Here is a 24,635-nt window from a genome sequence, read left to right on the forward strand (position 1 = left end):
CGCGTTTGCCGCTGGCCTTAGCGGTCCAGGTCCTCCACCGCTTCCTGCAACTCCTTGCGCGACTCGGCCAGCTTGTCCTTGCGCTTGTTGATCTTCTCGGAATCGCCTTTCCTCTCGGCCTTTTTCAGGTCCTTTTCGCGCTGGGCCACTTCGTGACGGGCTTCGAGCACTTTCTGCTCGCGTTCCTTGCGCAGGCCAGCATCGGTACAGTTGTCGACCCCACGCAGCGCCTCTTCCAACCCCGAGACCTGGGCGGAGTTGCCCTGGTCACGGGCAATCTTCAACTGGTTCTCGATGGCGCTGCGCTTGGCCGCGCAGCCGGTCAGGCCGGCATCCGGCTGGGCAGCCTGGGCGGCGCCAGCGGCAAGGCCAAGTGTCGCGAGCAGGAAAAGGGTCGAAATACGTTTCATGAAAAGCCTCCTTGACGGGGCGGGGCAGCAAAAGTTGAGGGAAATCCTGCCTTGGTTTTGCTCATTTAGAAACCCTTGTTGCACCTTTCTGGTGGAATCTCGGAATATCCCTGCAGGTAGATGGGTAAAAAATCATTGCCCAATACTCTGGCTGTCGACCCGAAACCCATCGATGCCGGTCATGCCGAGCTGGGTGGCGATGGCTTGAACCTCATGGGCAGTGAAAAATTCCACAAGCTGTTGCCCGCGCTTTTCGCCAATACCGGGCAAGGCTTGCCATTCGGCGGCTGTACGCGCAACCAGGTCCGGCCAGTTGCCGATCACCGCCAAGCCTGCTGGTATGGGCGTGCCAAGCCCGCGCAGCCATTGGGCAAAGGGCCGTGAGCGGGCTTGCTCGAAACTGCCCAGCAGCTGCGCCGCTGTGGCGTCGCTGATACCGGCGACCTGGCCCAGGCGCTCGGCATCCAGATGCAGCCAGTCGGTCATCGATGTCACCAGCCCGGCAGCCACCAGTCGGCGCCAGGTGCCGGGGCCTGTGCGCGGCAGTGCCAGCCCCTGTTTACCACTGAGCCAGGTGAGGCGGGCACTGAACTGCTCCTCGCAGCCGACATCGGCCTGCCAGCAACTGTGGGCGTGATATTGGCCGGGCTGCGGCGCGGTTACTGGCTGGCGCTCCACGGCGCGGTGTACCACCTGTTCCAGGCGCGGGATGGTTAGCCCGGCAAGGCTCACGGCCACCTGGTCACCGGGGCGGATGTCGAGGCTCTGCCAACGCGCCAGCGAGCCCAGGCTTACCTGGGCGATCTGCCGGTCGTCAAGGGTAACCGGCAGCACTTGCAGTACCGGCGTAATCCTGCCGGTGCGGCCGATGCGGAAGCGGACTTCGCGGACTTCGGCCAACGCCTGCGTATATGGGTACTTCCAGGCAGCGATCCAGTACGGCGCCCTGGCCCGCCAGCGCTCGGCGGGCGGCCGGCTGCCCTGGCGCAGGATCACACCATCGCTGGCGAAGGGCAGGGCGGTGCGGTACCAATGATCGCGCCAATGGGCTGCATCCTCCGCTGTATCGATGGCGACGCTGTAGTCCTGGCTTTCGGGGAAGCCCAGTTGTGCCAGCTGCGCAAGGCGCTCGGCCTGTTGCTCGGGGCCTTGTGGCCAGTCCCAGACGAACAGGCCGATACCATTGCCCTGCTCATCGCTCAACACCTTGCGTGCCAGCAGCCCGGCCACCGTGCCGCGAGCGTTGGCGCTGCCTGCCTGGGCTTGCACGTGCGCGTCCAGGCGCCAGTACAGTTCGCCCTGCAACAGCAAGTCCACGGGCTGGGGTAACTGCCGGGTGATTGCACCGAGCCGAGGGATGTGGCGGCTCCAGTCATGCCCCTGCACCCCGTCGCCGCGGCTGATCAACTGCACCAGGCGGCCTTGCCGATAGATCAGGGTGACGGCCACGCCATCGACCTTGGGCTGTACCCAGACGCCGCGCTTGCCGGCTAGCCAGCGGACCACGGCCTGATGGTCGGCCAGCTTGTCGACGCCGGTATGCGGTACCGGGTGGGGGACTGGCCCGCGGGCACTGGCCAAGGGCGACTCGGTGGTCGCCAGGCCAAAGCACTGCTGCAGGTGTGCCAGGCGCTGGCGGCTTTGGTCGTACAACTCATCGGGCACCAGCGCAACGCCCTGGCGATGGTAGTGGTCATCCCAGCGGGCGAGCGTGGTGCGCAACTGGGTGGTTTCAGTGGCGGCTTGCTCCGGGCCCCAATCGGGGCACTGGCCGGCCAGCGTCAGCGGGGCCTGTAGTATCAGCAGCAGGGCAAACAACAGCGTGAGTGGCATGGCCAGCATCCTTGCATGGCGTGTGGGAACCCTCAGCCTAGGCAGGCCACATGCGCGACGCCATGCGGGGTTTGTCAGCCGATATGTCACAAAAAAGCCCCTGCCGATTGCTCGGCAGGGGCTTTCGTCCAGCGCCGTAGGAAACTTACAGGCCGGCAGCGTCACGCAGCGACTGGGCGCGGTCGGTGCGCTCCCAGGTGAAGGTGGTGAAGGTGTCGTCGCCGACCGTCTTCTGCTGCGGGGTGCGGCCAAAGTGGCCGTAGGCAGCGGTTTCCTGGTACATCGGGTGCAGCAGGTCGAGCATGGTGGTGATGGCGTAAGGACGCAGGTCGAAGCACTCGCGCACCAGCTGGACGATCTTGTCATCGGAAACCTTGCCGGTACCGAAGGTGTTGATCGAGATGGAGGTCGGCTGGGCCACGCCGATGGCGTAGGACACCTGGATTTCGCAGCGTTCTGCCAGGCCGGCGGCGACGATGTTCTTGGCCACGTAACGGCCGGCGTAGGCGGCGGAACGGTCGACCTTGGACGGGTCCTTGCCGGAGAACGCGCCACCACCGTGGCGGGCCATGCCGCCGTAGGAGTCGACGATGATCTTGCGCCCGGTCAGGCCGCAGTCACCCACCGGGCCACCGATGATGAAGCTGCCGGTCGGGTTGATGTGGTACTGGGTACCTTTGTGCAGCAGCTCGGCAGGCAGGGTGTGCTTGACGATCAGCTCCATCACGGCTTCCTGCAGGTCTTTCTGCGAAACCTCAGGGTTGTGCTGGGTCGACAGCACCACGGCGTCGATGCCGACGACCTTGCCGTTTTCGTAACGGCAGGTGACCTGCGACTTGGCGTCCGGGCGCAGCCATGGCAGCAGGCCCGACTTGCGCGCTTCAGCCTGGCGCTCGACCAGGCGGTGCGAGAAGCAGATCGGTGCTGGCATCAGTACTTCGGTTTCGTTGCTGGCATAGCCGAACATCAGGCCCTGGTCACCCGCGCCCTGGTCTTCCGGCTTGGAACGGTCCACGCCCTGGGCGATGTCCACCGACTGCTTGCCGATGATGTTCATCACGGCGCAGGTGGCACCGTCGAAACCGACGTCGGAGCTGTTGTAGCCGATGTCGATGATGACCTTGCGCACCAGGTCTTCCAGGTCGACCCAGGCCGAAGTGGTGACTTCGCCGGCGATGATGGCAACACCGGTCTTGACCAGGGTTTCGCAGGCTACGCGGGCGTATTTGTCCTGGGCGATGATGGCATCAAGGACAGCGTCCGAAATCTGGTCGGCGATCTTGTCCGGATGCCCTTCGGACACGGACTCGGAGGTGAAAAGGGAGTATTCGCTCATCTCGAAGGTTCCTGAAATTTACCGATGGTGTATGTCGCCAGCCGTCCGCTGAAAATGGCGGACCTGGATCTGGAAACCGTTACGCAAGCCCACGTACAGGCTGTCCCCAGGGGTCAGCCCGGCTGCCGTGGCCCAACGAGCCAGGTCGTCCTGTTCAAAACCGAGCCAGAGGTCGCCGCAGGCTTCCCGCGCCCAGCCCTGGTCATGGCTGCACAGTTCGGTGACCAACAGGCTGCCGCCTGCCTTCACCCGTTTGGCCAGCTGGCGCAGGGCCAGGGCCGGATCGCTGAAATGGTGCAAGACCATGTTCAGCACAACGCAGTCGGCTTCCACATCCGTTGCACCCAGTGCATCGGCCAACTGCAGGTTTACATTACCCAACCGTTCGCGTTCGCAGACCTGGCGTGCCAGTTCGAGCATGGTCGGGCTGTTGTCCAGCGCGGTGACCTGGGCAAAGCGGCGGGCCAGGTCCGGCAGGAAGCCGCCGTCGCCGGGGCCGACCTCCAGGGCACTGGCGGCCAGATCAAAGTTCAGTTTGTCGAGCAGCGCCAGCAGGCTTTCGCGGTACTGCGGCAGGCCGGCGATCAGGTCCTGCTGGGCGCGAAACTTTTCTTCCACACGGAGGAAGAAATCCTGGCTGGTGGCGGCACGACGTTGCTGCACCTGGGCAATGCGAGCTTGCACCTCTGCCGGGAGGGCCAGGTCGTCGACCTCTTCGAGCAGTGCTGCATGCAGCCTGCCGCCAAGACGCAAGCTGTCGGGCAGGGCCCGGCGATAGAAAATGGCGTTGCCTTCGCGGCGGGTGGCGACCAGTTCGGCCTGGGCCAGCACCTTCAGGTGATGGCTCATGCCCGATTGTCCAACGTCGAAGATCTGCGCCAGTTCCAGCACGCCGAACGAGTCGTTGGCCAGGGCGCGCAACACGTTCAGGCGCAACTCGTCGCCACTGGCTTTGCACAGGGCAGCCAATGTTTCGCATTGCTTGGGGATCAATTGCGCACGAAGGTTCATGGGGCGGCAGTCTAGACAGGCATCGTTGCCCTAGCAAGGGCAATATCAAAAAGTTTTGATATTGGGTGATGAGCGGGACGGTTCGCCCGGTTTTGCCCCGAATTGAACCTCAATCACAGGAAAATCCCCCGACTGCGACCATACGTCATTGCCCCGAGCCCCCCCAGTGGGCGAAAATGGCCGCCTTTTTTCGTGACACCACCTATTCAAGCCCCCCAGGAGATCAGCGATGCCCAGCCGTCGTGAACGTGCCAACGCCATTCGTGCCCTCAGCATGGATGCCGTGCAAAAGGCCAACAGCGGCCACCCAGGTGCCCCCATGGGCATGGCGGATATCGCCGAAGTGCTTTGGCGCGACTATCTGAAGCACAACCCGAGCAACCCGAACTTCGTCGACCGCGACCGCTTCGTGCTGTCCAACGGCCACGGTTCGATGCTGATCTACTCGCTGCTGCACCTGACCGGCTACGACCTGTCGATCGACGACCTCAAGGCCTTCCGCCAGCTGCACAGCCGCACCCCGGGCCACCCGGAATACGGCTACACCCCGGGCGTCGAGACCACCACCGGCCCGCTCGGCCAGGGTATCGCCAACGCCGTGGGCTTCGCCCTGGCCGAAAAAGTGCTCGCCGCCCAGTTCAACCGTGACGGCCACACCATCGTCGACCACAACACCTATGTGTTCCTCGGCGACGGCTGCATGATGGAAGGTATTTCCCACGAGGTTGCCTCGCTGGCCGGCACTCTTGGCCTGAACAAGCTGATCGCCTTCTACGACGACAATGGCATCTCCATCGACGGCGAAGTGCACGGCTGGTTCACCGATAACACCCCGGCGCGCTTCGAAGCGTACAACTGGCAGGTGATCCGCAATGTCGACGGCCATGACGCCGACGAGATCAAGACCGCCATCGAGACCGCCCGCAAGAGCGATCGCCCGACCCTGATCTGCTGCAAGACCATCATCGGTTTCGGCTCGCCGAACAAGCAGGGCAAGGAAGACTGCCACGGCGCCCCGCTGGGCAACGACGAAATCGCCCTGGCCCGCCAGGCGCTGAACTGGAACCATGGCCCGTTCGAAGTCCCGGCCGACATCTATGCCGAGTGGGACGCCAAGGCTGCCGGCGCCAAGGCTGAAGCCGAGTGGAACCAGCGTTTCGAGGCCTATACCAAGGCCTATCCAGAGCTGGCTGCCGAGTTCCAGCGTCGTGCTGCCGGCGAGCTGCCGGCCGATTTCAGCGAGAAGGCCCAGGCCTACATCAACGAAGTGGCCGCCAAAGGCGAAACCATCGCCAGCCGCAAGGCCAGCCAGAACGCCCTGAACGCCTTCGGCCCGCTGCTGCCGGAATTCCTCGGTGGTTCGGCCGACCTGGCCGGTTCCAACCTGACTCTGTGGAAGGGCTGCAAGGGTGTCGAAGCCAACGATGCCAGCGGCAACTACGTGTTCTACGGTGTGCGTGAGTTCGGCATGACCGCCATCATGAACGGCGTTGCCCTGCATGGTGGCCTGGTACCTTACGGCGCGACCTTCCTGATGTTCATGGAATACGCCCGCAACGCCGTGCGCATGTCGGCGCTGATGAAGCAGCGCGTGATCCACGTCTATACCCACGACTCCATTGGCCTGGGCGAAGATGGCCCGACCCACCAGCCGATCGAGCAACTGACCAGCCTGCGCAGCACGCCGAACCTGGACACCTGGCGCCCGGCCGACGCGGTGGAGTCCGCGGTGTCCTGGAAATACGCCCTGGAGCGCAAGGACGGTCCTTCGGCACTGATCTTCTCGCGCCAGAACCTGCAGCACCAGGCGCGTGACGCCCATCAGATCGCCGCCATCAGCCGCGGCGGCTACGTGCTCAAGGACTGCGCCGGCGAGCCTGAACTGATCCTGATCGCCACCGGTTCGGAAGTGGGCCTGGCGGTTCAGGCGTTCGACAAGCTGACCGAGCAAGGCCGCAAGGTGCGCGTGGTTTCCATGCCGTGCACCAGTGTGTTCGATGCCCAGGATGCTGCCTACAAGCAGTCGGTATTGCCGCTGGAAGTGGGGGCGCGCATCGCCATCGAAGCCGCCCATGCCGACTTCTGGTACAAGTACGTTGGCCTGGAAGGTCGCGTCATTGGCATGACCACCTATGGTGAGTCGGCGCCGGCTTCGGCACTGTTCGAAGAGTTCGGCTTCACCGTGGAGAACATCCTCGGTACTGCCGAAGAGCTGCTGGAAGACTGATGTAAATATGGAGGGCAGTGACGCTCTCCAGGTCGTGCAAGGGGAGGGCTTCGCCCTCCGTCGCGACACAAGGCCGCTTCTACAGGGTACTGCGCATGCAGGGCCCTCGTAGGAGCGGCCTTGTGTCGCGATGGCCCGCAACGCGGCCCCAAAGCCATCATGCGTTAGCGAGGCAACGAATGTCCCACCTGCGTCCCTACAAAGTTGCACTCAACGGTTATGGCCGTATCGGCCGCTGTGTCCTGCGCGCGCTGTTCGAGCGGGGGGCGAAGGCCGGTTTCGAGATCGTCGCGCTGAACGACCTGGCCGACCAGGCCAGTCTGGAATACCTGACACGCTTCGACTCCACCCACGGGCGTTTTCCCGGTGAGGTGAAGGTCGATGGCGACTGCCTGCATATCAATGGCGACTGCGTGAAAGTGATGCGCAGTGCCACCCCTGAAGGCATCGACTGGGCCGCTTTGGGCATCGACCTGGTGCTGGAGTGCTCCGGCGCCTACCACACCCGCGCCGATGGCCAGCGCTTCCTCGACGCCGGCGCACCGCGGGTGCTGTTCTCGCAGCCGATGGCCAGCGAGGTCGACGTCGACGCCACGGTGGTCTACGGCATCAACCAGGCCTGCCTGACTGGCCATGAGCGCCTGGTGTCCAACGCCTCTTGCACCACCAATTGCGGCGTGCCGCTGTTGCGCGTACTGGACCAGGCGTTCGGTATCGAGTACGTACAGATCACCACCATCCATTCGGCGATGAACGACCAGCCGGTGATCGACGCCTATCACCACGAGGACCTACGCCGCACGCGTTCGGCCTTCCAGTCGGTGATCCCGGTGTCCACTGGTCTGGCGCGTGGCATCGAGCGCCTGCTTCCGGAACTTGCCGGGCGAATCCAGGCCAAAGCGGTACGCGTACCGACCGTCAACGTCTCGTGCCTGGACATCACCCTGCAGACCGCCCGCGATACCAGCGCGGCCGAGGTCAACCGGGTGTTGCGCGAGGCGGCGCTGGAAGGCCCGCTGAAAGGCTTGCTGGCCTATACCGAATTGCCGCATGCCAGCTGTGATTTCAACCATGACCCCCATTCGGCGATCGTCGATGCCAGCCAGACCCGTGTTTGCGGCCCGCGCCTGGTGAACCTGCTGGCCTGGTTCGACAACGAATGGGGGTTTGCCAACCGTATGCTCGACGTTGCCGAACACTATCTGCACGTCGTCCACCCCACCTGCAACAAACAGCCCTGAAGGACTGCATTCATGACCGTGTTGAAGATGACCGACCTCGACCTGCAAGGTAAACGCGTACTGATCCGCGAAGACCTCAACGTGCCTGTGAAGGACGGTGTGGTTGCCAGCGATGCGCGTATCCTGGCAGCGCTGCCGACCATCAAGCTGGCCCTGGAGAAAGGCGCGGCGGTAATGGTCTGCTCGCACCTGGGCCGTCCGACCGAAGGTGAATTTTCGGCCGAGAACAGCCTCAAGCCAGTTGCCGACTACCTGAGCAAGGCCCTGGGCCGTGATGTGCCGCTGATTGCCGACTACCTTGATGGTGTCGAGGTCCAGGCCGGTTCCCTGGTGCTGTTCGAGAACGTGCGCTTCAACAAGGGCGAGAAGAAGAACGCCGACGAGCTGGCGCAGAAATACGCTGCCCTGTGCGACGTGTTCGTCATGGACGCTTTCGGTACCGCCCACCGCGCCGAAGGTTCGACCCACGGTGTTGCCAAGTTCGCCAAGGTCGCTGCTGCCGGCCCGCTGCTGGCTGCCGAGCTGGATGCCCTGGGCAAGGCCCTGAAAGCCCCGGCCAAGCCGATGGCCGCCATCGTTGCCGGCTCCAAGGTGTCCACCAAGCTGGACGTGCTGAACAGCCTGAGCGCAGTCTGCGACCAGCTGATCGTCGGCGGCGGCATCGCCAACACCTTCCTGGCCGCCGCCGGCCACCCAGTGGGCAAGTCGCTGTACGAGCCTGACCTGGTCGACACTGCCAAGGCCATCGCTGCCAAGGTGAGCGTGCCTCTGCCGGTCGACGTGGTGGTTGCCAAGGAATTTGCCGAGAGCGCCGAAGCCACCGTCAAGGCCATCGCCGACGTTGCCGCTGACGACATGATCCTGGACATCGGCCCGCAAACCGCAGCCAACTTCGCCGAGCTGCTGAAGTCGTCGAAAACCATCCTGTGGAACGGCCCGGTCGGTGTGTTCGAGTTCGACCAGTTCGGCAATGGCACCAAGGTGCTGGCCAAGGCCATCGCCGACAGCGCGGCATTCTCCATCGCCGGCGGCGGTGACACCTTGGCTGCAATCGACAAGTATGGCGTTGGCGCCGATATCTCCTACATTTCTACCGGTGGTGGCGCCTTCCTCGAGTTCGTCGAGGGCAAGGTCCTGCCGGCCGTGGCAATTCTGGAAGAGCGGGCCAAGGCCTGATGACGTCGGCGCTTGGCAAAGGGAGTGGCCTGATGGTCAAGCAATTGCCTGTGATGATGCTGGCTGGCCTGCTGAGCGCCTGCGCCGGCAGCCCGGCCTCGGACAGCGACCCGGCGCAGCCGCCCAAAGGTGGCTGCTACCAGTCCGAGTGGCAAGCCGAGACCGTGCCGGTCATCAGCAAGCGCGTGGGCCCGGAAGGCCTTGAGAAGTACGATGAAGACCACCAGCGCAAGGCGCCGGGTTGCCCTTGAGCGCGGCGTTTCGTCGGGCCAGGCAACCAAGCGACCGCTGTGTGGTCATCTAGAGGATATGCAATGAAAGCGCTTTTGGCCGTGACGGCCCTGGCGACACTGGCAGGATGCTCGCTGCTGCAGCCGGCGCAACCCGCCCCGGCAGACGACTGGACCCGTTGGGTCTGCGACAGCCAGGCTGAGGTGTTGTGGCGCTTCGCCGATGCGCAACGTGACCAGGTCGATGTACGCCTGGGTGGCGGCGACCAGGTCTACCGGCTCAAGGCCGAGCCCGGTGCATCGGGTACGCTGTACAGCGATGGCATGCTGGCCTTCCACACCAAGGGCGAAGAGGGCCTGGTGTATTGGGTGGCGACCAACGATCTGATTGGGCGGGGCTGCAAGGCACCGTGACTGGCCGGGCCGCGAGGGTGGCCCACACAACTTGAACAGCAACCGCCCCTGCGGCAGGCTTGCACGAAACAAACGACGCTTGTCGGGAGAGAGATACACAATGGCACTCATTAGCATGCGCCAGATGCTGGACCACGCCGCCGAGTTCGGTTACGGCGTACCAGCTTTCAACGTCAACAACCTCGAGCAGATGCGCGCCATCATGGAAGCGGCCGACAAGACCGACTCCCCGGTGATCGTCCAGGCTTCGGCCGGTGCTCGCAAATACGCCGGTGCCCCGTTCCTGCGTCACCTGATCCTGGCTGCCATCGAAGAATTCCCGCACATCCCGGTGTGCATGCACCAGGACCACGGTACCAGCCCTGATGTCTGCCAACGTTCGATCCAGCTGGGCTTCAGCTCGGTGATGATGGACGGCTCGCTGGGTGAGGACGGCAAGACCCCGACCGACTACGAGTACAACGTACGCGTTACCCAGCAGACCGTTGCCATGGCTCACGCCTGCGGCGTTTCGGTAGAAGGCGAGCTGGGCTGCCTGGGTTCGCTGGAAACCGGCATGGCCGGTGAAGAAGACGGCATCGGCGCCGAAGGCGTGCTGGACCACAGCCAGATGCTGACCGACCCTGAAGAGGCTGCGGACTTCGTCAAGAAGACCCAGGTCGACGCCCTGGCGATCGCCATCGGTACCAGCCACGGTGCCTACAAGTTCACCAAGCCACCAACCGGTGACGTGCTGGCGATCGACCGCATCAAGGAAATCCACAAGCGCATCCCCAACACCCACCTGGTGATGCACGGTTCGTCCTCGGTACCGCAGGAGTGGCTGGCGATCATCAACCAGTACGGCGGCGACATCAAGGAAACCTATGGTGTGCCGGTCGAGGAAATCGTCGAAGGTATCAAGTACGGTGTGCGCAAGGTCAACATCGACACCGACCTGCGTCTGGCTTCCACCGGTGCCATCCGCCGCTACATGGCCATGCACCCGAGCGAGTTCGACCCACGCAAGTTCTTCGCCGAGACCGTGAAGGCCATGCGTGATGTGTGCATCGCCCGCTACGAAGCTTTCGGCACCGCTGGCAATGCCTCGAAGATCAAGCCGATCTCCCTGGAAGGCATGTTCCAGCGCTACGCCAAGGGCGAACTGGCCGCCAAGGTCAACTGATCGACTGGCAACACGAAAAACCCGCAGAAATGCGGGTTTTTCATTTCTCGGGTTCAGAAATTGCTGCTGCTGTGCAGGCGTGGCGCTACAGGCGCTCCATAAAACACGGCGAACCGACCGTTAGTCGGCTACGGTACAGTTAAGTACCTGATAGCGTTCTGATTGCATTGCGCGTTATTCGCGTAGAGCTAGAGTACTAATGGATCCAAGTGTATTTTGAAGTCGGTCACATAATAGAGAAGCAGCATGGATGGCGCTCCCGCTCTACCACAGCCACTGGATGGCAATTCGGTTCTCCTGGTGGTAGACGATTACCCCGAGAACCTCATCAGCATGCGGGCATTGCTGGCCCGTCAGGATTGGCAGGTATTAACGGCAAGTTCGGGTATGGAAGCCTTGAACGCATTGCTCGAACATGAAGTCGATCTGGTCTTGCTGGATGTACAGATGCCGGAAATGGATGGCTTTGAAGTCGCCCGGCTGATGCGCGGCAGCCAGCGTACCCGGCTGACGCCGATCATCTTCCTCACCGCCAACGAACAGTCCGAAGCGGCCGTGCTCAAAGGCTATGCCAGCGGCGCCGTGGACTACATGTTCAAGCCGTTCGACCCACAGATCCTCAAGCCCAAGGTCCAGGCCCTGCTCGAGCAGCAGCGTAACCGGCGCATGCTGCAACGCCTGACCCGTGAGCTGGAAGCCGCCACGGCGTTCAATGCGTCGATCCTGGAAAATGCCGCCGAGGGCATCCTGGTAGTGGATGCGCAAGGCATCATCAGCTTTGCCAACCCGGCCATATCCAACCTGTTGTCCACGCCGGTAGCACAGCTGCAGGGCGCTCGCCTGCTCGATCTGGTGCAACTGGCCACTGCCAGCCTGTGGGAGGACTCGGGCTTCTACCAGGCCTACCTGGGCAGGCAGATCTTCCGTGTGCATGATGCCCAACTGCGTACCTCTGGCGGTGAGCTGCTGCCCGTGGCGTTGTCCTGTGCACCGCTGCCGGTCGACCAGCAGGCGATGGTGGTGACGGTGCTGGACATGTCGGTGGTGCGCAACCTGCACCAGCAGCTGGAATACCAGGCCGTGACCGACCCGCTCACCGGCCTGCTCAACCGCCGCGGTTTTTACCAGGCCGCCGAAGGCGCGCTGTTGCGCAATGAGCGCTCGGACAAGTCGCAGGCGTTGATGTACATGGACCTGGATGGCTTCAAGCGTATCAACGACTCGCTTGGCCACGACGCGGGTGACCGGGTGTTGCGCTGGGTCGCCGAGCAGCTCAAGGACTGCCTGGGCAGCGAGGCGCTGCTCGCACGCATGGGTGGTGATGAATTCACCGCGCTGTTCGACGGCCTGCCGTATCCGGAGCAGGCCGGGCGTTATGCCGAGCGGCTGTTGGAACGCGTTTCCATCAGCCACGAGGTGGACGGCTTCGATGTGTGCCTTGGGGTCAGCATCGGCATCGCTACCTACCCGGACTGCGGGGCCAGCGTCGAAGGCCTGTTGCGCGCCGCCGATGCGGCGATGTACGCGGCCAAGCAAGCGGGGCGCCAGCAGTACCGCTTCTACGACCAGGAACTCAATGGCCGTGCGCGTTCTCGGCTGATGCTGGAAGACAGCGTACGTGCGGCTATCGAGCAGCAGGACTTCACCCTGGTGTACCAGCCGCAGGTCGCCTTCGCTGACGGTCACCTGCGTGGTTTCGAAGCGTTGTTGCGCTGGCAGCACCCCAGTGTTGGCGATGTGCCGCCCGGGTTGTTCATTCCGCTGCTGGAAGAAGCGCGCCTGATCAACCGCCTGGCCAGCTGGATCTACCGTCAGGGTGCGGCCCAGCGCCAGGCCTGGTGCCAGCGCTTTGCTGCAGACCTGGTGCTGGGTATCAGCCTGAGCCGTGCGCAATTCGTCATGCCGGGCCTGGTCGAGGAGTTGCAGCGGGTGATCCAGCTTTACCAGCTGGACCCGGCACAGCTGGAAGTGGAGGTGGCGGAAACTTCGTTGATGTACAACATCGATGCGGCGGTAAAACAGATCCACCGCTTGCGCGAGCTGGGTGTGCGGGTGGCGCTGGATGATTTTGGTGCCGGTGACTGTTCGTTGCGCATGTTGCGCGACCTGCCGATCGATACGCTCAAACTCGACCGCCATCTGGTGGCGCGCCTGCCCGACTCGGCGATGGATGCCGCGCTGGTGCGCAGCGTTATCAGCCTGTGCGCCGACTATTGCATCACGGTGATCGCCGAAGGCGTGGAAACCCCGGTCCAGGCGGCCTGGCTGAAGGCCAATGGTTGCCAGTACGTGCAGGGTTTCCTGGTGGCTTACCCGATGACCGCAGCGGATGCCAGCAGTTTCCCGGCGATTTTCTCCTGGCCAAAGCCTTGATTGGCTAGAATCGGCATTCGCCATACCGAAAGCCGCGCCATGACTGTATTACGTTACCTGCAAGCCTACCCTCCGCACCTGCAGCAGCAGGTGCGGCAGATGATCGACAGCGACCGCCTGGGCGAATATCTGCAGCGCCGTTACCCTGACCGCCATGATGTACAAAGCGACAAGGCGCTGTACGGCTATGCCCAGGATCTGCGCCAGCAATACCTGCGCAGCGCGCCGAACCTGGACAAGGTGCTGTTCGACAATCGCCTCGACTTGACCCACCGGGCCCTGGGCCTGAACACGGCGATATCAAGGGTGCAGGGTGGCAAGCTCAAGGCGAAGAAGGAAATCCGCATTGCCTCGCTGTTCAAGGAGGCGGCGCCGCAATTCTTGCGCATGATCGTGGTGCACGAACTGGCACACCTGCGCGAGCGTGATCACAACAAGGCGTTCTACCAGCTCTGCCAGCACATGGAGCCGGACTACCACCAACTGGAATTCGACCTGCGCGTCTACCTGACCTATCGGGAGCTGCCGGGCAACTGTTAAGGACCATGCAGCATGGAAGTGAGCAAGACCAAGAGCAGCTTCTACCGCCGTCTGTACGTGGCGTGGCTGATCGACAGCCAGACCGCGACCAGCGTGCCCGCCCTGATGGAGGCCACCGGCATGCCACGGCGCACCGCCCAGGACACCATCGCCGCGCTGGCCGATCTGGATATCGTCTGCGAGTTCGAGCAGCAGGCAGGCGCGCGCAATCATGCCGGGCACTATCGCATTCATGACTGGGGGGCGATCGACAAGCAGTGGATCATCCGGCACTTGCGGCAGATCCGCGAAGTGCTGGGTTACCCTTGAACAATCCGGGTCGTATGCGCAATGTTGCGCCCTGAATATGTGCTTCGGCCAAAATAGAGGCTAAATGACACTATTGGCCGCTGTCCTGAACACAGCCTTTGTGTAATCTCATCGGCAGTTGCGAAGAAGACCGCCCTGACAATGTGTGCTCCCTCATTGCGAAAAGGACTTGAGCATGCGGCCACTGCTATGTGTTCTGGGATTACTGGCAATGACGCTGGCAACCCCCGCCCTGGGTCTGGACAAGCTGCGCCTGGTGGCAGACAACTGGCCCCCGTTCACCGACGCCGGCATGCCGGGCGGCGGCCTGGCGACCAGTATTGTCAGCACCGCGCTGACCCGGGCCGGTTATACCAGCGAGTTTGAAGAGGTGCCGTGGGCGCGGGCGTTGCTCGGGATAGGCGAAGGGCGCTACGACGTGCTGATCAACGCCTGGTACAACGATTCGCGCGAACGCATCGGGCAGTTTTCCTCCGCCTATCTGAATAACCGCATCCGTCTGCTGCAGCGCACGGGCGATACGTTCCGTTATGCGCGCCAGTCCGATTTGTATCCCTACAGCATCGCTGTGGTGCGTGGTTACGCCTATTCCCCGGAGTTCGACAATGACACCCAGCTGCGCAAGGTACCGGTGCGCAACTTTTCGTCGGCGGTGCGCATGTTGGCAGCGGGGCGGGTGGACCTGGCGGTGGAAGACGAGTACGTGGCCCGTTACAACCTGCAGCGTGAGCCGCAGGCGGTGCGTGATGGGGTGAAGCTGGTTGAGCCTCCGCTGGGAGAGAACACCCTGCACATCCTGGTCAGCCTGAAGCACCCCGAGCATGCACGGATCGTTGAGCGGTTCGAGCAGGCGATTGCGGCGATGAGAGCCGATGGCAGCTATGCGCGGCTGCTGCACCAGTATGGTTTCTGACCGCTATCGTCTGCGCAGGCCTCTTCGCGGGTAAACCGGCAAAGAGGCTCGCACAGACCAGACAGGAAATCAGCTCGGCGCACCTTCCTTGATCAGGTGCGCTGCCAAGGTCCGCAACGGTGCCAACTGCCGGCAAATCAATGCCAACTGCGTCTGCACCAGGCGTTGGTGCTCGTCCAGCTCTTCCGGCATCTGCTCCAGGGTAGTGGCCAGCGCCTCTTCGGCATCACTGTGAATCGCCACCGGCGAGCGCGCGGCCAGGCCATTGGCGATCTCGTCCAGGCTGCTGGCCAGGCTCTGCCCGGCACCTTCGATCAATTGTTCCTGCACCTCCGCCGGCAAGGCGGTATCGCGGTGTGCGCCCAGCCCGGAGAGGTAGCTGAGCAAGGTATGCGACAGCACCAGGAAGCGGAAACCAACGTCGGCTTCCTTGCGGAAATGCCCTGGCTCCATGAGCATGTTGGCCAGGGTGGTGGACAGTGCTGCGTCAGCGTTATGGGCGTTACGCCGGGCCAGGCGGTAGGCCAGGTCGTCGCGCTTGCCGTGGGCGTACTGCTGCATGATCTGGCGCAGGTACACGCTGGCGCAGGTCAGGGTATTGGCCAGCACCTTGTTCAAGCGTCGCCCCTGCCAGTCGGGCAGGAACAGGAATACCGCAAGAATGGCGATCAGGCTGCCCACCAGGGTATCGAACAGGCGTGGCAGGAACAGGCCGTAGCCATCGCCGATCTGGTTGAAACAGAACAGCACCATCAGGGTGATGGCTGCCGTGGCCAAGGTATAGCGGGTGGTGCGGTTGACGAAGAACACCACCCCGGCAACCACGGCGAACAACGACTGCACGACCGGGTTGGGGAACAGGTCGAACAACGCCCAACCGACGGTAAGGCCGAACGCGGTACCGACTATCCGTTGCCCCAGCTTGCGCCGGGTTGCACCGTAGTTGGGCTGGCATACGAACAGGGTGGTGAGGATGATCCAGTAGCCTTGGGTCGGGTGGATCAGGTGCACCATGCCATAGCCGATAGACAATGCCAGCGGCAGGCGCAAGGCGTGGCGGAACAGCAGTGAGGTCGGTGTCAGTTGGGTGCGCAAGCGCGTCCACACGTCCTTCAGCGAGCGTGGTGAGCGGTCGAGCAGGCTGCTGTCGCTGGCATCGGCCAGGCTGTCCGGGTTACTGGCCGCACTGAGCAGGCGGTCCAGCGTCGCCAGGTTGGCCGCCAGCGCCCTCAGCGAGCGCAGCAGGCCGCGCCACGCCGGGTTGCTCTGGATGCGCAGATGTTCCAGCGAGGCGTTGAGGTCCTCAAGCGCTTCGGGATAACCGCTGGCCAGGACGAACGGCTGGCGCAGGCGGATCGAACGGGCCAGTTCCTGGCAGGACGAGCCCTGTTTGCGCAGCAGGCGTTGGCAGCGGAACATCACGTCGCTGTGGAAGAACGCCTCGGTCAGGGCGTTGTACGGGTAATGCGAGGCGCTGACCCGTTCATGGATGTCCTGCGCCAGGAAATACAGCTTGAGGTAGCGGCTGACCTTGGAATTGGGCTGGCTGTTGCCTACCCGATGCAGGATGATTTCCTTGGCTGCGTTGAGGGCCGCCACCACTCTGCCGTTCTGCTGGGCCAGCTCCAGGCGCCGAGCTTCGATGTCGAGGGTGCGGATGGGCTCGAACAGGCTGGCCTTGAGTTTGAGGTAGCTGCCCAGCTCGAAGAACAGCTTGGCCAGGCTCTGCTGCACCGGCTGGTTGGAAAACAACGCTTGCCATAGCACTGACAGCAGCCCGTACCAGGCCGCACCTGCCACCAGCAGCAACGGTTCATGCCAGAAGTCGGTGACCTGGCCACCGCGCTGGTCCACGCCAATCATGGTGTAGACCGAGGTGATCAAGGTCGCCGAAGCGATGGCGCCATAGCGTTCGCCCAGCGCCCCGAGCATGGTCAGGCTGAAGGCGGCTACAGCCAGGGCAATGACGAAGATCCAGGGGTAGGGGAACAGCAGCTCGACTGCCAGCGCGGCGATCGCAAAACACACCAGAGTAACGGCCAGGGCGCTGAGGCGGCCCTGCCAGCTGTCGTCGGTTTCCGCCAGGGCGCTGGCGATGATGCCGAGGAACAGCGGAATCAGCAGGGCCATCTCGTTCTGGTACCAGCACAGGGCCAGGCTGCCGGTGAGGGCGATGGTGACCCGGATGCTGTAGCTGAACTTGTCTTGGCCCCACAGGCGACGCAGTGACTGACGGAACGAGCTCGATGACATGATGGCCTGCTGGGCAGTGAGCGATTGAATGCATGGCGGCACGGTCAGCAAGAAGCGTTCCGTGCTGCTGAATGGATTCTACTCTACACGAACTGCGCCGCGGCGTTGGCGGAGGCCCAGGCCCACTGGAAATTGAAACCGCCCAGGTGGCCGGTCACATCCAGCACCTCGCCGATGAAATACAAGCCGGGGCTCTTCAGCGACTCCATGGTCTTGGACGACACTTCGCGGGTGTCAACGCCGCCCAAGGTTACCTCGGCGGTGCGGTAGCCCTCGGTGCCGGCCGGCACTACCTGCCAGTTCGCCAGCTTCTCGGCGATCTGCGCCAGTTCTGCCGGGGTGTACTGCTTCATGGGCCTGGACTCGAACCACTGCTCGGCCAGCAGGTTGGCCAGCTTGCGGGTGAACACTTCGCCCAGCACGGTCTTCAGTTCGGCGTTGGCGCGTTCGGCCTGCATCTGTTGCAGCCAGGCCAGCGCATCGCGGTCGGGCAGCAGGTTGATCTCGACCGTGTCACCGGCTTCCCAGAACGATGAGATCTGCAGGATCGCCGGGCCGCTCAGGCCGCGGTGGGTGAACAGCAGGTTCTCGCGAAAGCTGGTGCCGTTGCAGCTGGCGGTGCAATCCAGCGAGGTGCCGGACAGCTCGGTGCACAGTGCCTTGAGTTGGGGCTCGGTGATGGTGAATGGCACCAGGCCGGCGCGGGTCGGCAGCAGGGTATGGCCGAATTGGCGCGCCACCTGGTAGCCGAAGCCAGTGGCACCCAGGGTCGGGATCGACAGGCCGCCGGTGGCGATCACCAGCGACTGGCAGGCGAACTGGCCGCTGCTGGTCTGCAGCAGGTAGCCGCCTTCGGTCTTTTCGATCTGTTCGATGCTGGTGTGCATGCGGATCTCGGCACCGGCCTCGTCGCATTCGGCCAGCAGCATATCGAGGATGTCGCTGGCCTTGTTGTCGCAGAACAGTTGACCGAGCTTCTTCTCGTGGTAGGGCACGCCGTGCTTGCACACCAGCTCGATGAAGTCCCACTGGGTGTAGCGGGCCAGGGCCGACTTGCAGAAGTGTGCGTTGTGCGAGAGGAAGTTGCCGGGTTCGGTGTACAGGTTGGTGAAGTTGCAGCGCCCGCCGCCGGACATGAGGATCTTCTTGCCCGGTTTGTTGGCGTGGTCGAGTACCAGTACCCGGCGGCCACGACGGGCGCTGAGCTGGGCGCACATCAGGCCGGCGGCGCCGGCGCCGAGGATGATCACGTCGGTGGAGTGCACGGTGTTACCTCATGAATTGGCTGGGGCCGCTGTGCGGCCTATCGCAGGCAAGCCAGCTCCCACAAGGGCTGCACAAGCCTTAGGGCGGGTGCTTCCTCTGTGAGAGCTGGCTTGCCTGCGATGGGCTGCCAAGCAGCCCCAAAGATGTCAGACGATACGGACTTTCAACGAGCGACCCTTGATCTTGCCGCTGTTCAAACGCTGCATGGCCTGCTTGGCCAGCGCCCGCTCCACGGCCACGAACGCCTGGAAGTCGAAGATCGCGATCTTGCCCACCTGTTTGCCCGGGATCCCGGCATCTCCGGTCAGCGCACCAAGGATGTCGCCCGGGCGCAGCTTGTCCTTGCGTCCGGCGGCGATGCACAGGGTGCTCATCAGCGGCAGCAGCGGCTCGCCGCCCTTGCTCTTCAGGCTGTCCAGCTGGTCCCAGCGCAGCGGGCTTTTCTGCAGGTCTTCGATGGCCTGGGCGCGGTGGCCCTCGGCAGGTGCCACCAGGCTGACCGCAATACCTTTTTCGCCCGCACGGCCAGTACGGCCCACGCGGTGTACATGGATTTCCGCGTCACGTGCCAGCTCGACGTTGATGACCATGTCCAGGCCGTCGATGTCCAGGCCGCGTGCAGCCACGTCGGTGGCTACCAGCACCGAACTGCTGCGGTTGGCGAACATGGTCAGCACCTGGTCGCGGTCGCGCTGCTCCAGGTCGCCGTGCAGGGCCTGGGCAACGATGCCTTTGGCGGTCAGATGGGCGACCACGTCCTCGCACTGCTGCTTGGTGAAGCAGAACGCCACGCAGGACTGCGGGCGGTAGTGGCCGAGCACACGGGTGACGGCCTCCAGGCGCTGTTGCGGGTCGATTTCGATGAAACGCTGCTCGATCTGGTTGTCAGTATGCAGGCTCTCGACCTTGACCTGTTGCGGGTTGCGCATGAAGTCGGCGGCCAGTTGCTTGATACCGGCCGGGTAGGTGGCCGAGAACAGCAGGGTCTGGCGGCGCGACGGGGTCTTGCCGATGATGCTGGCGATGGCGTCGAAGAAGCCCATGTCGAGCATGCGGTCGGCTTCATCCAGCACCAGGGTGTTCAGGCCGTCGAGCACCAGGGTGCCCTTGTCCAGGTGCTGTTGGATGCGCCCCGGAGTGCCGACGATGATGTGCGCGCCATGCTCCAGCGAAGCGATCTGCGGGCCCAGCGAAACGCCGCCGCACAGGGTCAGGATCTTGATGTTGTCCTCGGCGCGGGCCAAGCGGCGCAATTCCTTGGCCACCTGGTCGGCAAGCTCGCGGGTGGGGCACAGCACCAACGCCTGGCAGCCGAAATAGCGCGGGTTGATCGGGTTGAGCAGGCCGATGCCGAAGGCGGCAGTCTTGCCGCTGCCGGTCTTGGCCTGGGCGATCAGGTCCTGGCCCTTGAGGATGACCGGCAGGCTCTCGGCCTGAATCGGCGTCATCGAGGCATAGCCGAGGGCGTCCAGGTTGGCCAGCATGGCAGCGGACAGCGGCAGGGAGGCAAAGGCGGTGGAGTCGGTGGTCACGAGGCGGGCCTGCGGTGCGAAGCGAAAAATGCCGCATAGTCTACCAGCCTCGTGGCCATTCGCCCTACGACTCCATGTGTTGTTCCGGACGACGGGCACGCCTTCCGTCCGTCGGCGCCAGCTGCAGGAAGATCGCTGCTGCCAGCATGGCCATCACGCCGATGGTGACGAAGGTCAGCTGGAATGCCCCCAGGGTGGTTTCCACGCCCTCGGCGCTGCCGGCAGCGGTAAAGCCACCAAGCAGCGCCCCGGCGCAGGCCACGCCCAGGCTCAAGGCCAACTGCGCCACGACCGACAGCAGGCTGTTGCCGCTGCTGGCGCTGGCGTCGTCAAGGTCGATAAGGGTCACCGTGTTCATTGCCGTGAACTGCATGGAATTGACTGCCCCCAGCAGGCCCAGCTGAAGCAGCAACACGGCATAAGGGGTTTGCTCGTCGACCAGGCCCAGGCTGGCCAGTAGCACGCCCAGCAGCAAAGTGTTGCCGGTGAGGATGATGCGGTAGCCGAAGCGTTCGATCAGCGGCCGGGCGATGGACTTGGCCAGCATGGCCGCAGCAGCCAGTGGAATCATGCTCATGCCGGCCTGGGCCGGCGAGTAGCCCAGCGCCACCTGCAGCAGCAACGGCACCAGGAACGGCAGGGCGCCACTGCCCAGGCGGGCGAACAGGTTGCCGAGTATGCCGATGGCAAAGGTGCGCACACGGAACAGGCTGGGCGAGAACAGTGGCTCCGGGTCGCGCCCGGCGCGCAGCCAGTAGGCCGCCAGGCAGGCCATGCCGGCGAACAGCAGCAACATCACCCGCAGGTGTGGCAGGTGCAGTTCGCCCAGGCCCTCCATGGCGATGGTGATCAGCACCATTGCTGCACCAAACAGCAGGAATCCCGGGCCGTCGAAGGTCGTGCGTTCGGCGCCGCGCAGGTCGGGGATGAACTTCCACACGGCGTAGCAGCCGACCAGGCCAACGGGCAGGTTGAGCAGGAAGATCCAGTGCCAGCTGAGAATTTCCACCAGCCAGCCGCCGACCGTCGGGCCCAACAGCGGGCCGAGCAGACCGGGAATGGTGATGAAACTCATGATGCGCACCAACTCGGTGCGTGGGTAGGCCCGCAGTACCACCAGGCGGCCGACTGGCAGCATCAGCGCACCCCCCAGGCCCTGCACGACACGGGCGAAGATGAGGAAACCGAGGCTGTTGGCTGCCGCGCACAGCAGCGAGCCGAAGCTGAACAGCAGGATGGCGCTGAAAAAGATGCGCTTGGTACCGAAGCGGTCGGCGATCCAGCCCGAGGCGGGGATCAGCAGGGCCACGGTGAGCATGTAGGCGACGATCACGCCTTGCATGCGCAGCGGGTCTTCGGCCAGCGAGCGGGCCATGGCCGGCAATGCGGTGTTGAGGATGGTGCCGTCCAGGGACTGCATGAAGAAGGCGATGGCCACCACCCAGGGGATCCAGCGAGCGGTGACGGGGTCCAGCGGAGTGCGTTCGGGCATGACTTCCTCGTTTGTCAGTACCGGCCCTTTCGCGGGCACGCCCGCTCCCACCGGGAGCGCATCGCATTCGATGAGGGTGCAATCCCTGTGGGAGCGGGCGTGCCCGCGAAGAGGCCGGTGGTGTCTATCACAATGTCAGAGTCAACCCTTTGACCAGCGCCCCCGGCAAATGACTCGACCCGGTACTGCGCTGCCCATAGGTACTGGTCGATAGAATCATCTCGCGCTCGCGGGTCAGGTGCTCCAGCTGGTTACCCAGCAAGTTGTACAGGCTGTCATCGAAGCGCATGGTGCGCACCGGCCCTTGGATCTGCCCATTCTCTACCCAGAACGTGGCGAAGCGGGTCAGCCCGGTCATCCGCGCAGCCGGCAGGTCCGAGTAGTTCAGGTACCAGAGGTTGCTGATGTACAGCCCGGTACCGAGCTGCTCAAGCACCTGTGCGCTGGGCAAGCTACCTGGTGCAAGGCTGAGCGCGCATGGCGATTCGTAGCTGTCGGCCCCGTTGGCCAGCAGCCCGAATTCGGCCGAGCTGCGTGCGCTGACCAGCCGTTGCAGTGCCTCGCCTTGCTGGATCAGCGGCACGTCCAGGCGCGGCGAGCCTTCATCCGAGAATGCCGGGCTCAGCGAGCCGCTGACCTGCTCGGTGAAACTCACCAGTGGGCTTAGCCGCGCGTCGCCGTTGTAGAGGCGCTGCAGGGCGCTGTTACCGGTGGCCAGGGCCTGCGCGGAAAAGCCGCCCCAGCACAACATCCCAGCGATTTCGTCCATCGCCGCCGGGGCCAGGTAGGCGCGGTAGCTGCCAGGCTTGAGGGTAATTGCCGGGCGGCCGAGGAAGCCCAGTTGTTCCCGTGCCTGGCGCAGGCGCGTGATGAAGTCGTCAGCGCGCCAATCCTGCCCTGCGTAGTTGGCCTTCACCGCCTCGCCGTTTTCGTGGAACAGGCTCCAGTCGAAGTTGAAGCTGTTGGCCTGGTGCCAGCCGAAGGCCCCGAACGAGCTGGCGAAGCCCCGGCAGATGGGGCCTGCGGCATAGATGCCGACCAGGTCCAGGTCGCCGGCTTCGCGTTCGAGCAGGGCCAGTACTTCATTCAGTTCGGGTAGCGGCTGTTGTTGCTGGCTGTGGCTGTGCCAGGCGCTTTCGTCCAGGCACAGGTACGGATCGACGGCCAACAGCGGCAAGGTCTGGCGCAGTTGTTCAAGGGCAGTGTCCAGGCGCTGGCTATCGAGTAGCGGGTCACCACTCAAGGTCACCTGTTGCTCCGCCTGACGGCCATCGCGGATCAGCCGCAGTTGCGCACTGGCCTGGCTCACTTCGCCAGCCTGGCGCACCTTGGCATGATTGAAGCGCACGAACTGCGACTGCTCGGCACTGTAGCCGAGGGTGAACTGCTCGCCCGCCTGCAAGGCTTTGCTCAGGTCCGCGACCAGGGTTTCGAAAGCGTTCTTCACGAGGCGTCTCCTCCGAATACATCGATCTGGCGGAACACGCAGGCTGGCGAGGCGTGACCAACCCGTACCACCTGGTTGGGTTCGCCCTTGCCGCAGTTGGGCGTACCCAGCACCTGGAGGGTGCTGCGGTCTCCGACTGCCGCCAGGTCACGCCAGAAATGCGCGGAAATGCCGCGGTAGTTGGGGTTCTTGACGATGCCCTTGAGTTCGCCGTTTTCGATCAGTTGGCCCCATTCGCAGCCGAACTGGAACTTGTTGCGCGCGTCGTCGATGGACCAGGAGCGGTTGGTGCGCATCAGAATGCCGTGCTCGATACCCTCGATCAGTTGGCTCAGCGATTTGTCACCCGGCTCGATGTTGAGGTTGGCCATGCGGTCGATCGGCGCACGGTTCCAGCCGCAGGCGCGGCTGTTGGCCACGCCGTCCAGGCCGGAGCGGAACTGCGACAGGGCACCGCCGAGCGGGCGTAGCAACAGGCCGTTGCGGATCAGGAACTGTTTGCTGGCCGGGGTGCCGTCGTCATCGAAGCTGTAGCTGGCCAGCTCTTCGCCGATGGTCGGGTCGAAGGTCACGTTCAGCAGGCTGGAGCCGTACTGCAGGTGGCCAAAATCGCTGGCTTTGACGAAGCTGGTGCCGGCGTAGTTGCGCTCGTCGCCGAGGATGCGGTCCATCTCCAGCGGGTGACCGATCGATTCGTGAATCTGCAGCATCATCTGGTCCGGCATCAACAGCAGGTCGCGCGGGCCGCTGGGGGTGTTCGGTGCCAGCAGCAGTTGCAGCGCCTCGTCCGCTACCCGGCGGGCGGCGCCCACCAGGCCGCAGCGCTCGATGATCTCGAAGCCCCCTTGCTGGCCGAAGTTGTCGCGGCCCAGGCTGCGGCTCTGGCTATCCTGGCCGTCGCTGGCGGTCACCCCAAGGCCGGGGAACAGGAAGCGCTGAGCATGGCGCAGTTGCGCGCCTGCCGAATTCAGATAGGTTTGCTCGACCAGGCTCATGCCCAGGCTGGCTTGCCAGTCCACCAGGCGGCTGTCCTTGGGCACGCTGGCCGATTCCGCGACGAGCAGGCCAAGGCAGTCGGCGAGGGAGGGCACAGGCTGGTCGAAGTTGGGCGAAATGTGGTCATGGTGGGCATTGGTCACTGCCTGCCCGCGCAGGTCCAGCAGGCTGTGCCGGGCGATCTGCCGGGCCAGTGCCTCGGCTTGCTCCAGCGCGCGTTGCAAGCCGGCCTGGGACAGGTCGGCGGTGGCGGCATAGGCATCCACGCCATTGATCCGCACGGTGAGCATGGCGCCTTCGTCCTGATTGAACAGCGGCGGTTCGGCGACATTGCGGCGCACCGACAGCGCCTGGTGCGACTGTTTCACATGGCGCAGGGAAAACAACTCGGCCGTACTGCGCAGCGCGGCAAAGCGCTGACGCAGCAGGGCGCTGGAATCGAACATTCGGAAGCCTCCGTGTACACGGTGG

Annotated in this window: 20 protein-coding genes; 10 read left to right on the forward strand and 10 right to left on the reverse strand. The window is 63.8% G+C overall.

The annotated features are described in order from the left end of the window. Positions 1-17 precede the first annotated feature (17 nt). From HU760_RS03030 to HU760_RS03045, 4 genes are all read right to left on the reverse strand, one after another. A complete protein-coding gene (locus HU760_RS03030; protein ID WP_186672399.1) occupies positions 18-410 on the reverse strand; it encodes a DUF1090 domain-containing protein in 393 nt (130 codons plus the stop codon). A gap of 132 nt (positions 411-542) precedes the next feature. Then, positions 543-2,243 carry an NAD-dependent DNA ligase LigB gene (gene ligB, locus HU760_RS03035; RefSeq protein WP_186672400.1) on the reverse strand — a complete coding sequence of 567 codons (1,701 nt, stop codon included), beginning with the start codon at positions 2,241-2,243 and terminating at the stop codon, positions 543-545. Between the two features lie 145 nt (positions 2,244-2,388). Next, positions 2,389-3,579 (reverse strand): methionine adenosyltransferase, encoded by a 1,191-nt coding sequence (gene metK, locus HU760_RS03040; protein WP_170033138.1) that lies wholly within the window; start codon positions 3,577-3,579, stop codon positions 2,389-2,391. Positions 3,580-3,597: 18 nt separating this feature from the next. After that, positions 3,598-4,590 (reverse strand): ArsR/SmtB family transcription factor, encoded by a 993-nt coding sequence (locus HU760_RS03045; protein WP_186672401.1) that lies wholly within the window; start codon positions 4,588-4,590, stop codon positions 3,598-3,600. A gap of 229 nt (positions 4,591-4,819) precedes the next feature. Here HU760_RS03045 and tkt point away from each other — a divergent pair, with 229 nt between their 5' ends. The 10 genes from tkt to HU760_RS03095 all read left to right on the forward strand — a co-directional run bounded on the left by tkt (position 4,820) and on the right by HU760_RS03095 (position 15,178). Beyond that, a complete protein-coding gene (gene tkt, locus HU760_RS03050; protein ID WP_186672402.1) occupies positions 4,820-6,817 on the forward strand; it encodes a transketolase in 1,998 nt (665 codons plus the stop codon). A 179-nt stretch (positions 6,818-6,996) separates the two neighbouring features. Next, positions 6,997-8,058 (forward strand): erythrose-4-phosphate dehydrogenase, encoded by a 1,062-nt coding sequence (gene epd / locus HU760_RS03055; RefSeq protein ID WP_186672404.1) that lies wholly within the window; start codon positions 6,997-6,999, stop codon positions 8,056-8,058. Positions 8,059-8,070: 12 nt separating this feature from the next. Beyond that, entirely contained in the window at positions 8,071-9,234 is a 1,164-nt protein-coding gene (locus HU760_RS03060) for a phosphoglycerate kinase (protein ID WP_186672410.1), read from the forward strand. Then, the gene (locus tag HU760_RS03065; RefSeq protein ID WP_170033128.1) at positions 9,234-9,485 is read left to right on the forward strand and encodes a hypothetical protein; all 252 of its coding nucleotides are present in this window, start codon (positions 9,234-9,236) and stop codon (positions 9,483-9,485) included. The genes HU760_RS03060 and HU760_RS03065 overlap by 1 nt, the downstream gene beginning before the upstream one ends. Before the next feature lie 63 nt (positions 9,486-9,548). Further along, positions 9,549-9,878 (forward strand): MliC family protein, encoded by a 330-nt coding sequence (locus tag HU760_RS03070; RefSeq protein ID WP_186672412.1) that lies wholly within the window; start codon positions 9,549-9,551, stop codon positions 9,876-9,878. A gap of 100 nt (positions 9,879-9,978) precedes the next feature. Further along, a complete protein-coding gene (gene fba / locus HU760_RS03075) occupies positions 9,979-11,043 on the forward strand; it encodes a class II fructose-bisphosphate aldolase (RefSeq protein ID WP_186672414.1) in 1,065 nt (354 codons plus the stop codon). Positions 11,044-11,289: 246 nt separating this feature from the next. After that, on the forward strand, positions 11,290-13,416 hold the full coding sequence (locus HU760_RS03080) for a putative bifunctional diguanylate cyclase/phosphodiesterase (RefSeq protein WP_186672415.1): 2,127 nt from the start codon (positions 11,290-11,292) through the stop codon (positions 13,414-13,416). Between the two features lie 39 nt (positions 13,417-13,455). Beyond that, the gene (locus HU760_RS03085; protein ID WP_024087829.1) at positions 13,456-13,956 is read left to right on the forward strand and encodes a M48 metallopeptidase family protein; all 501 of its coding nucleotides are present in this window, start codon (positions 13,456-13,458) and stop codon (positions 13,954-13,956) included. 12 nt (positions 13,957-13,968) lie between these two features. Continuing rightward, a complete protein-coding gene (locus HU760_RS03090) occupies positions 13,969-14,265 on the forward strand; it encodes a winged helix-turn-helix domain-containing protein (RefSeq protein ID WP_170033118.1) in 297 nt (98 codons plus the stop codon). A gap of 175 nt (positions 14,266-14,440) precedes the next feature. Continuing rightward, on the forward strand, positions 14,441-15,178 hold the full coding sequence (locus HU760_RS03095) for a substrate-binding periplasmic protein (RefSeq protein ID WP_186672417.1): 738 nt from the start codon (positions 14,441-14,443) through the stop codon (positions 15,176-15,178). A 69-nt stretch (positions 15,179-15,247) separates the two neighbouring features. Here HU760_RS03095 and yccS read toward each other — a convergent pair whose 3' ends face one another. The 6 genes from yccS to HU760_RS03125 form a co-directional block, all read right to left on the reverse strand. Continuing rightward, positions 15,248-17,431 carry a YccS family putative transporter gene (gene yccS, locus HU760_RS03100; protein WP_186672419.1) on the reverse strand — a complete coding sequence of 728 codons (2,184 nt, stop codon included), beginning with the start codon at positions 17,429-17,431 and terminating at the stop codon, positions 15,248-15,250. An 83-nt stretch (positions 17,432-17,514) separates the two neighbouring features. Continuing rightward, positions 17,515-18,696, reverse strand: a complete 1,182-nt coding sequence (locus tag HU760_RS03105) for a BaiN/RdsA family NAD(P)/FAD-dependent oxidoreductase (RefSeq protein ID WP_186672421.1) — start codon at positions 18,694-18,696, stop codon at positions 17,515-17,517. A 147-nt stretch (positions 18,697-18,843) separates the two neighbouring features. Then, positions 18,844-20,181 (reverse strand): ATP-dependent RNA helicase DbpA, encoded by a 1,338-nt coding sequence (gene dbpA, locus HU760_RS03110; RefSeq protein WP_264081713.1) that lies wholly within the window; start codon positions 20,179-20,181, stop codon positions 18,844-18,846. Between the two features lie 112 nt (positions 20,182-20,293). Continuing rightward, positions 20,294-21,721 carry a multidrug transporter subunit MdtD gene (mdtD, locus tag HU760_RS03115; RefSeq protein WP_170033108.1) on the reverse strand — a complete coding sequence of 476 codons (1,428 nt, stop codon included), beginning with the start codon at positions 21,719-21,721 and terminating at the stop codon, positions 20,294-20,296. 127 nt (positions 21,722-21,848) lie between these two features. Further along, on the reverse strand, positions 21,849-23,168 hold the full coding sequence (locus HU760_RS03120; protein WP_186672424.1) for a TldD/PmbA family protein: 1,320 nt from the start codon (positions 23,166-23,168) through the stop codon (positions 21,849-21,851). After that, entirely contained in the window at positions 23,165-24,610 is a 1,446-nt protein-coding gene (locus HU760_RS03125; RefSeq protein ID WP_186672425.1) for a TldD/PmbA family protein, read from the reverse strand. Before HU760_RS03125 ends, HU760_RS03120 begins: the two co-directional genes overlap by 4 nt. Between the last annotated feature and the right edge of the window lie 25 nt (positions 24,611-24,635).

Origin of the sequence: Pseudomonas oryzicola, assembly GCF_014269185.2 — a bacterium.
Taxonomy (GTDB): domain Bacteria; phylum Pseudomonadota; class Gammaproteobacteria; order Pseudomonadales; family Pseudomonadaceae; genus Aquipseudomonas; species Aquipseudomonas oryzicola.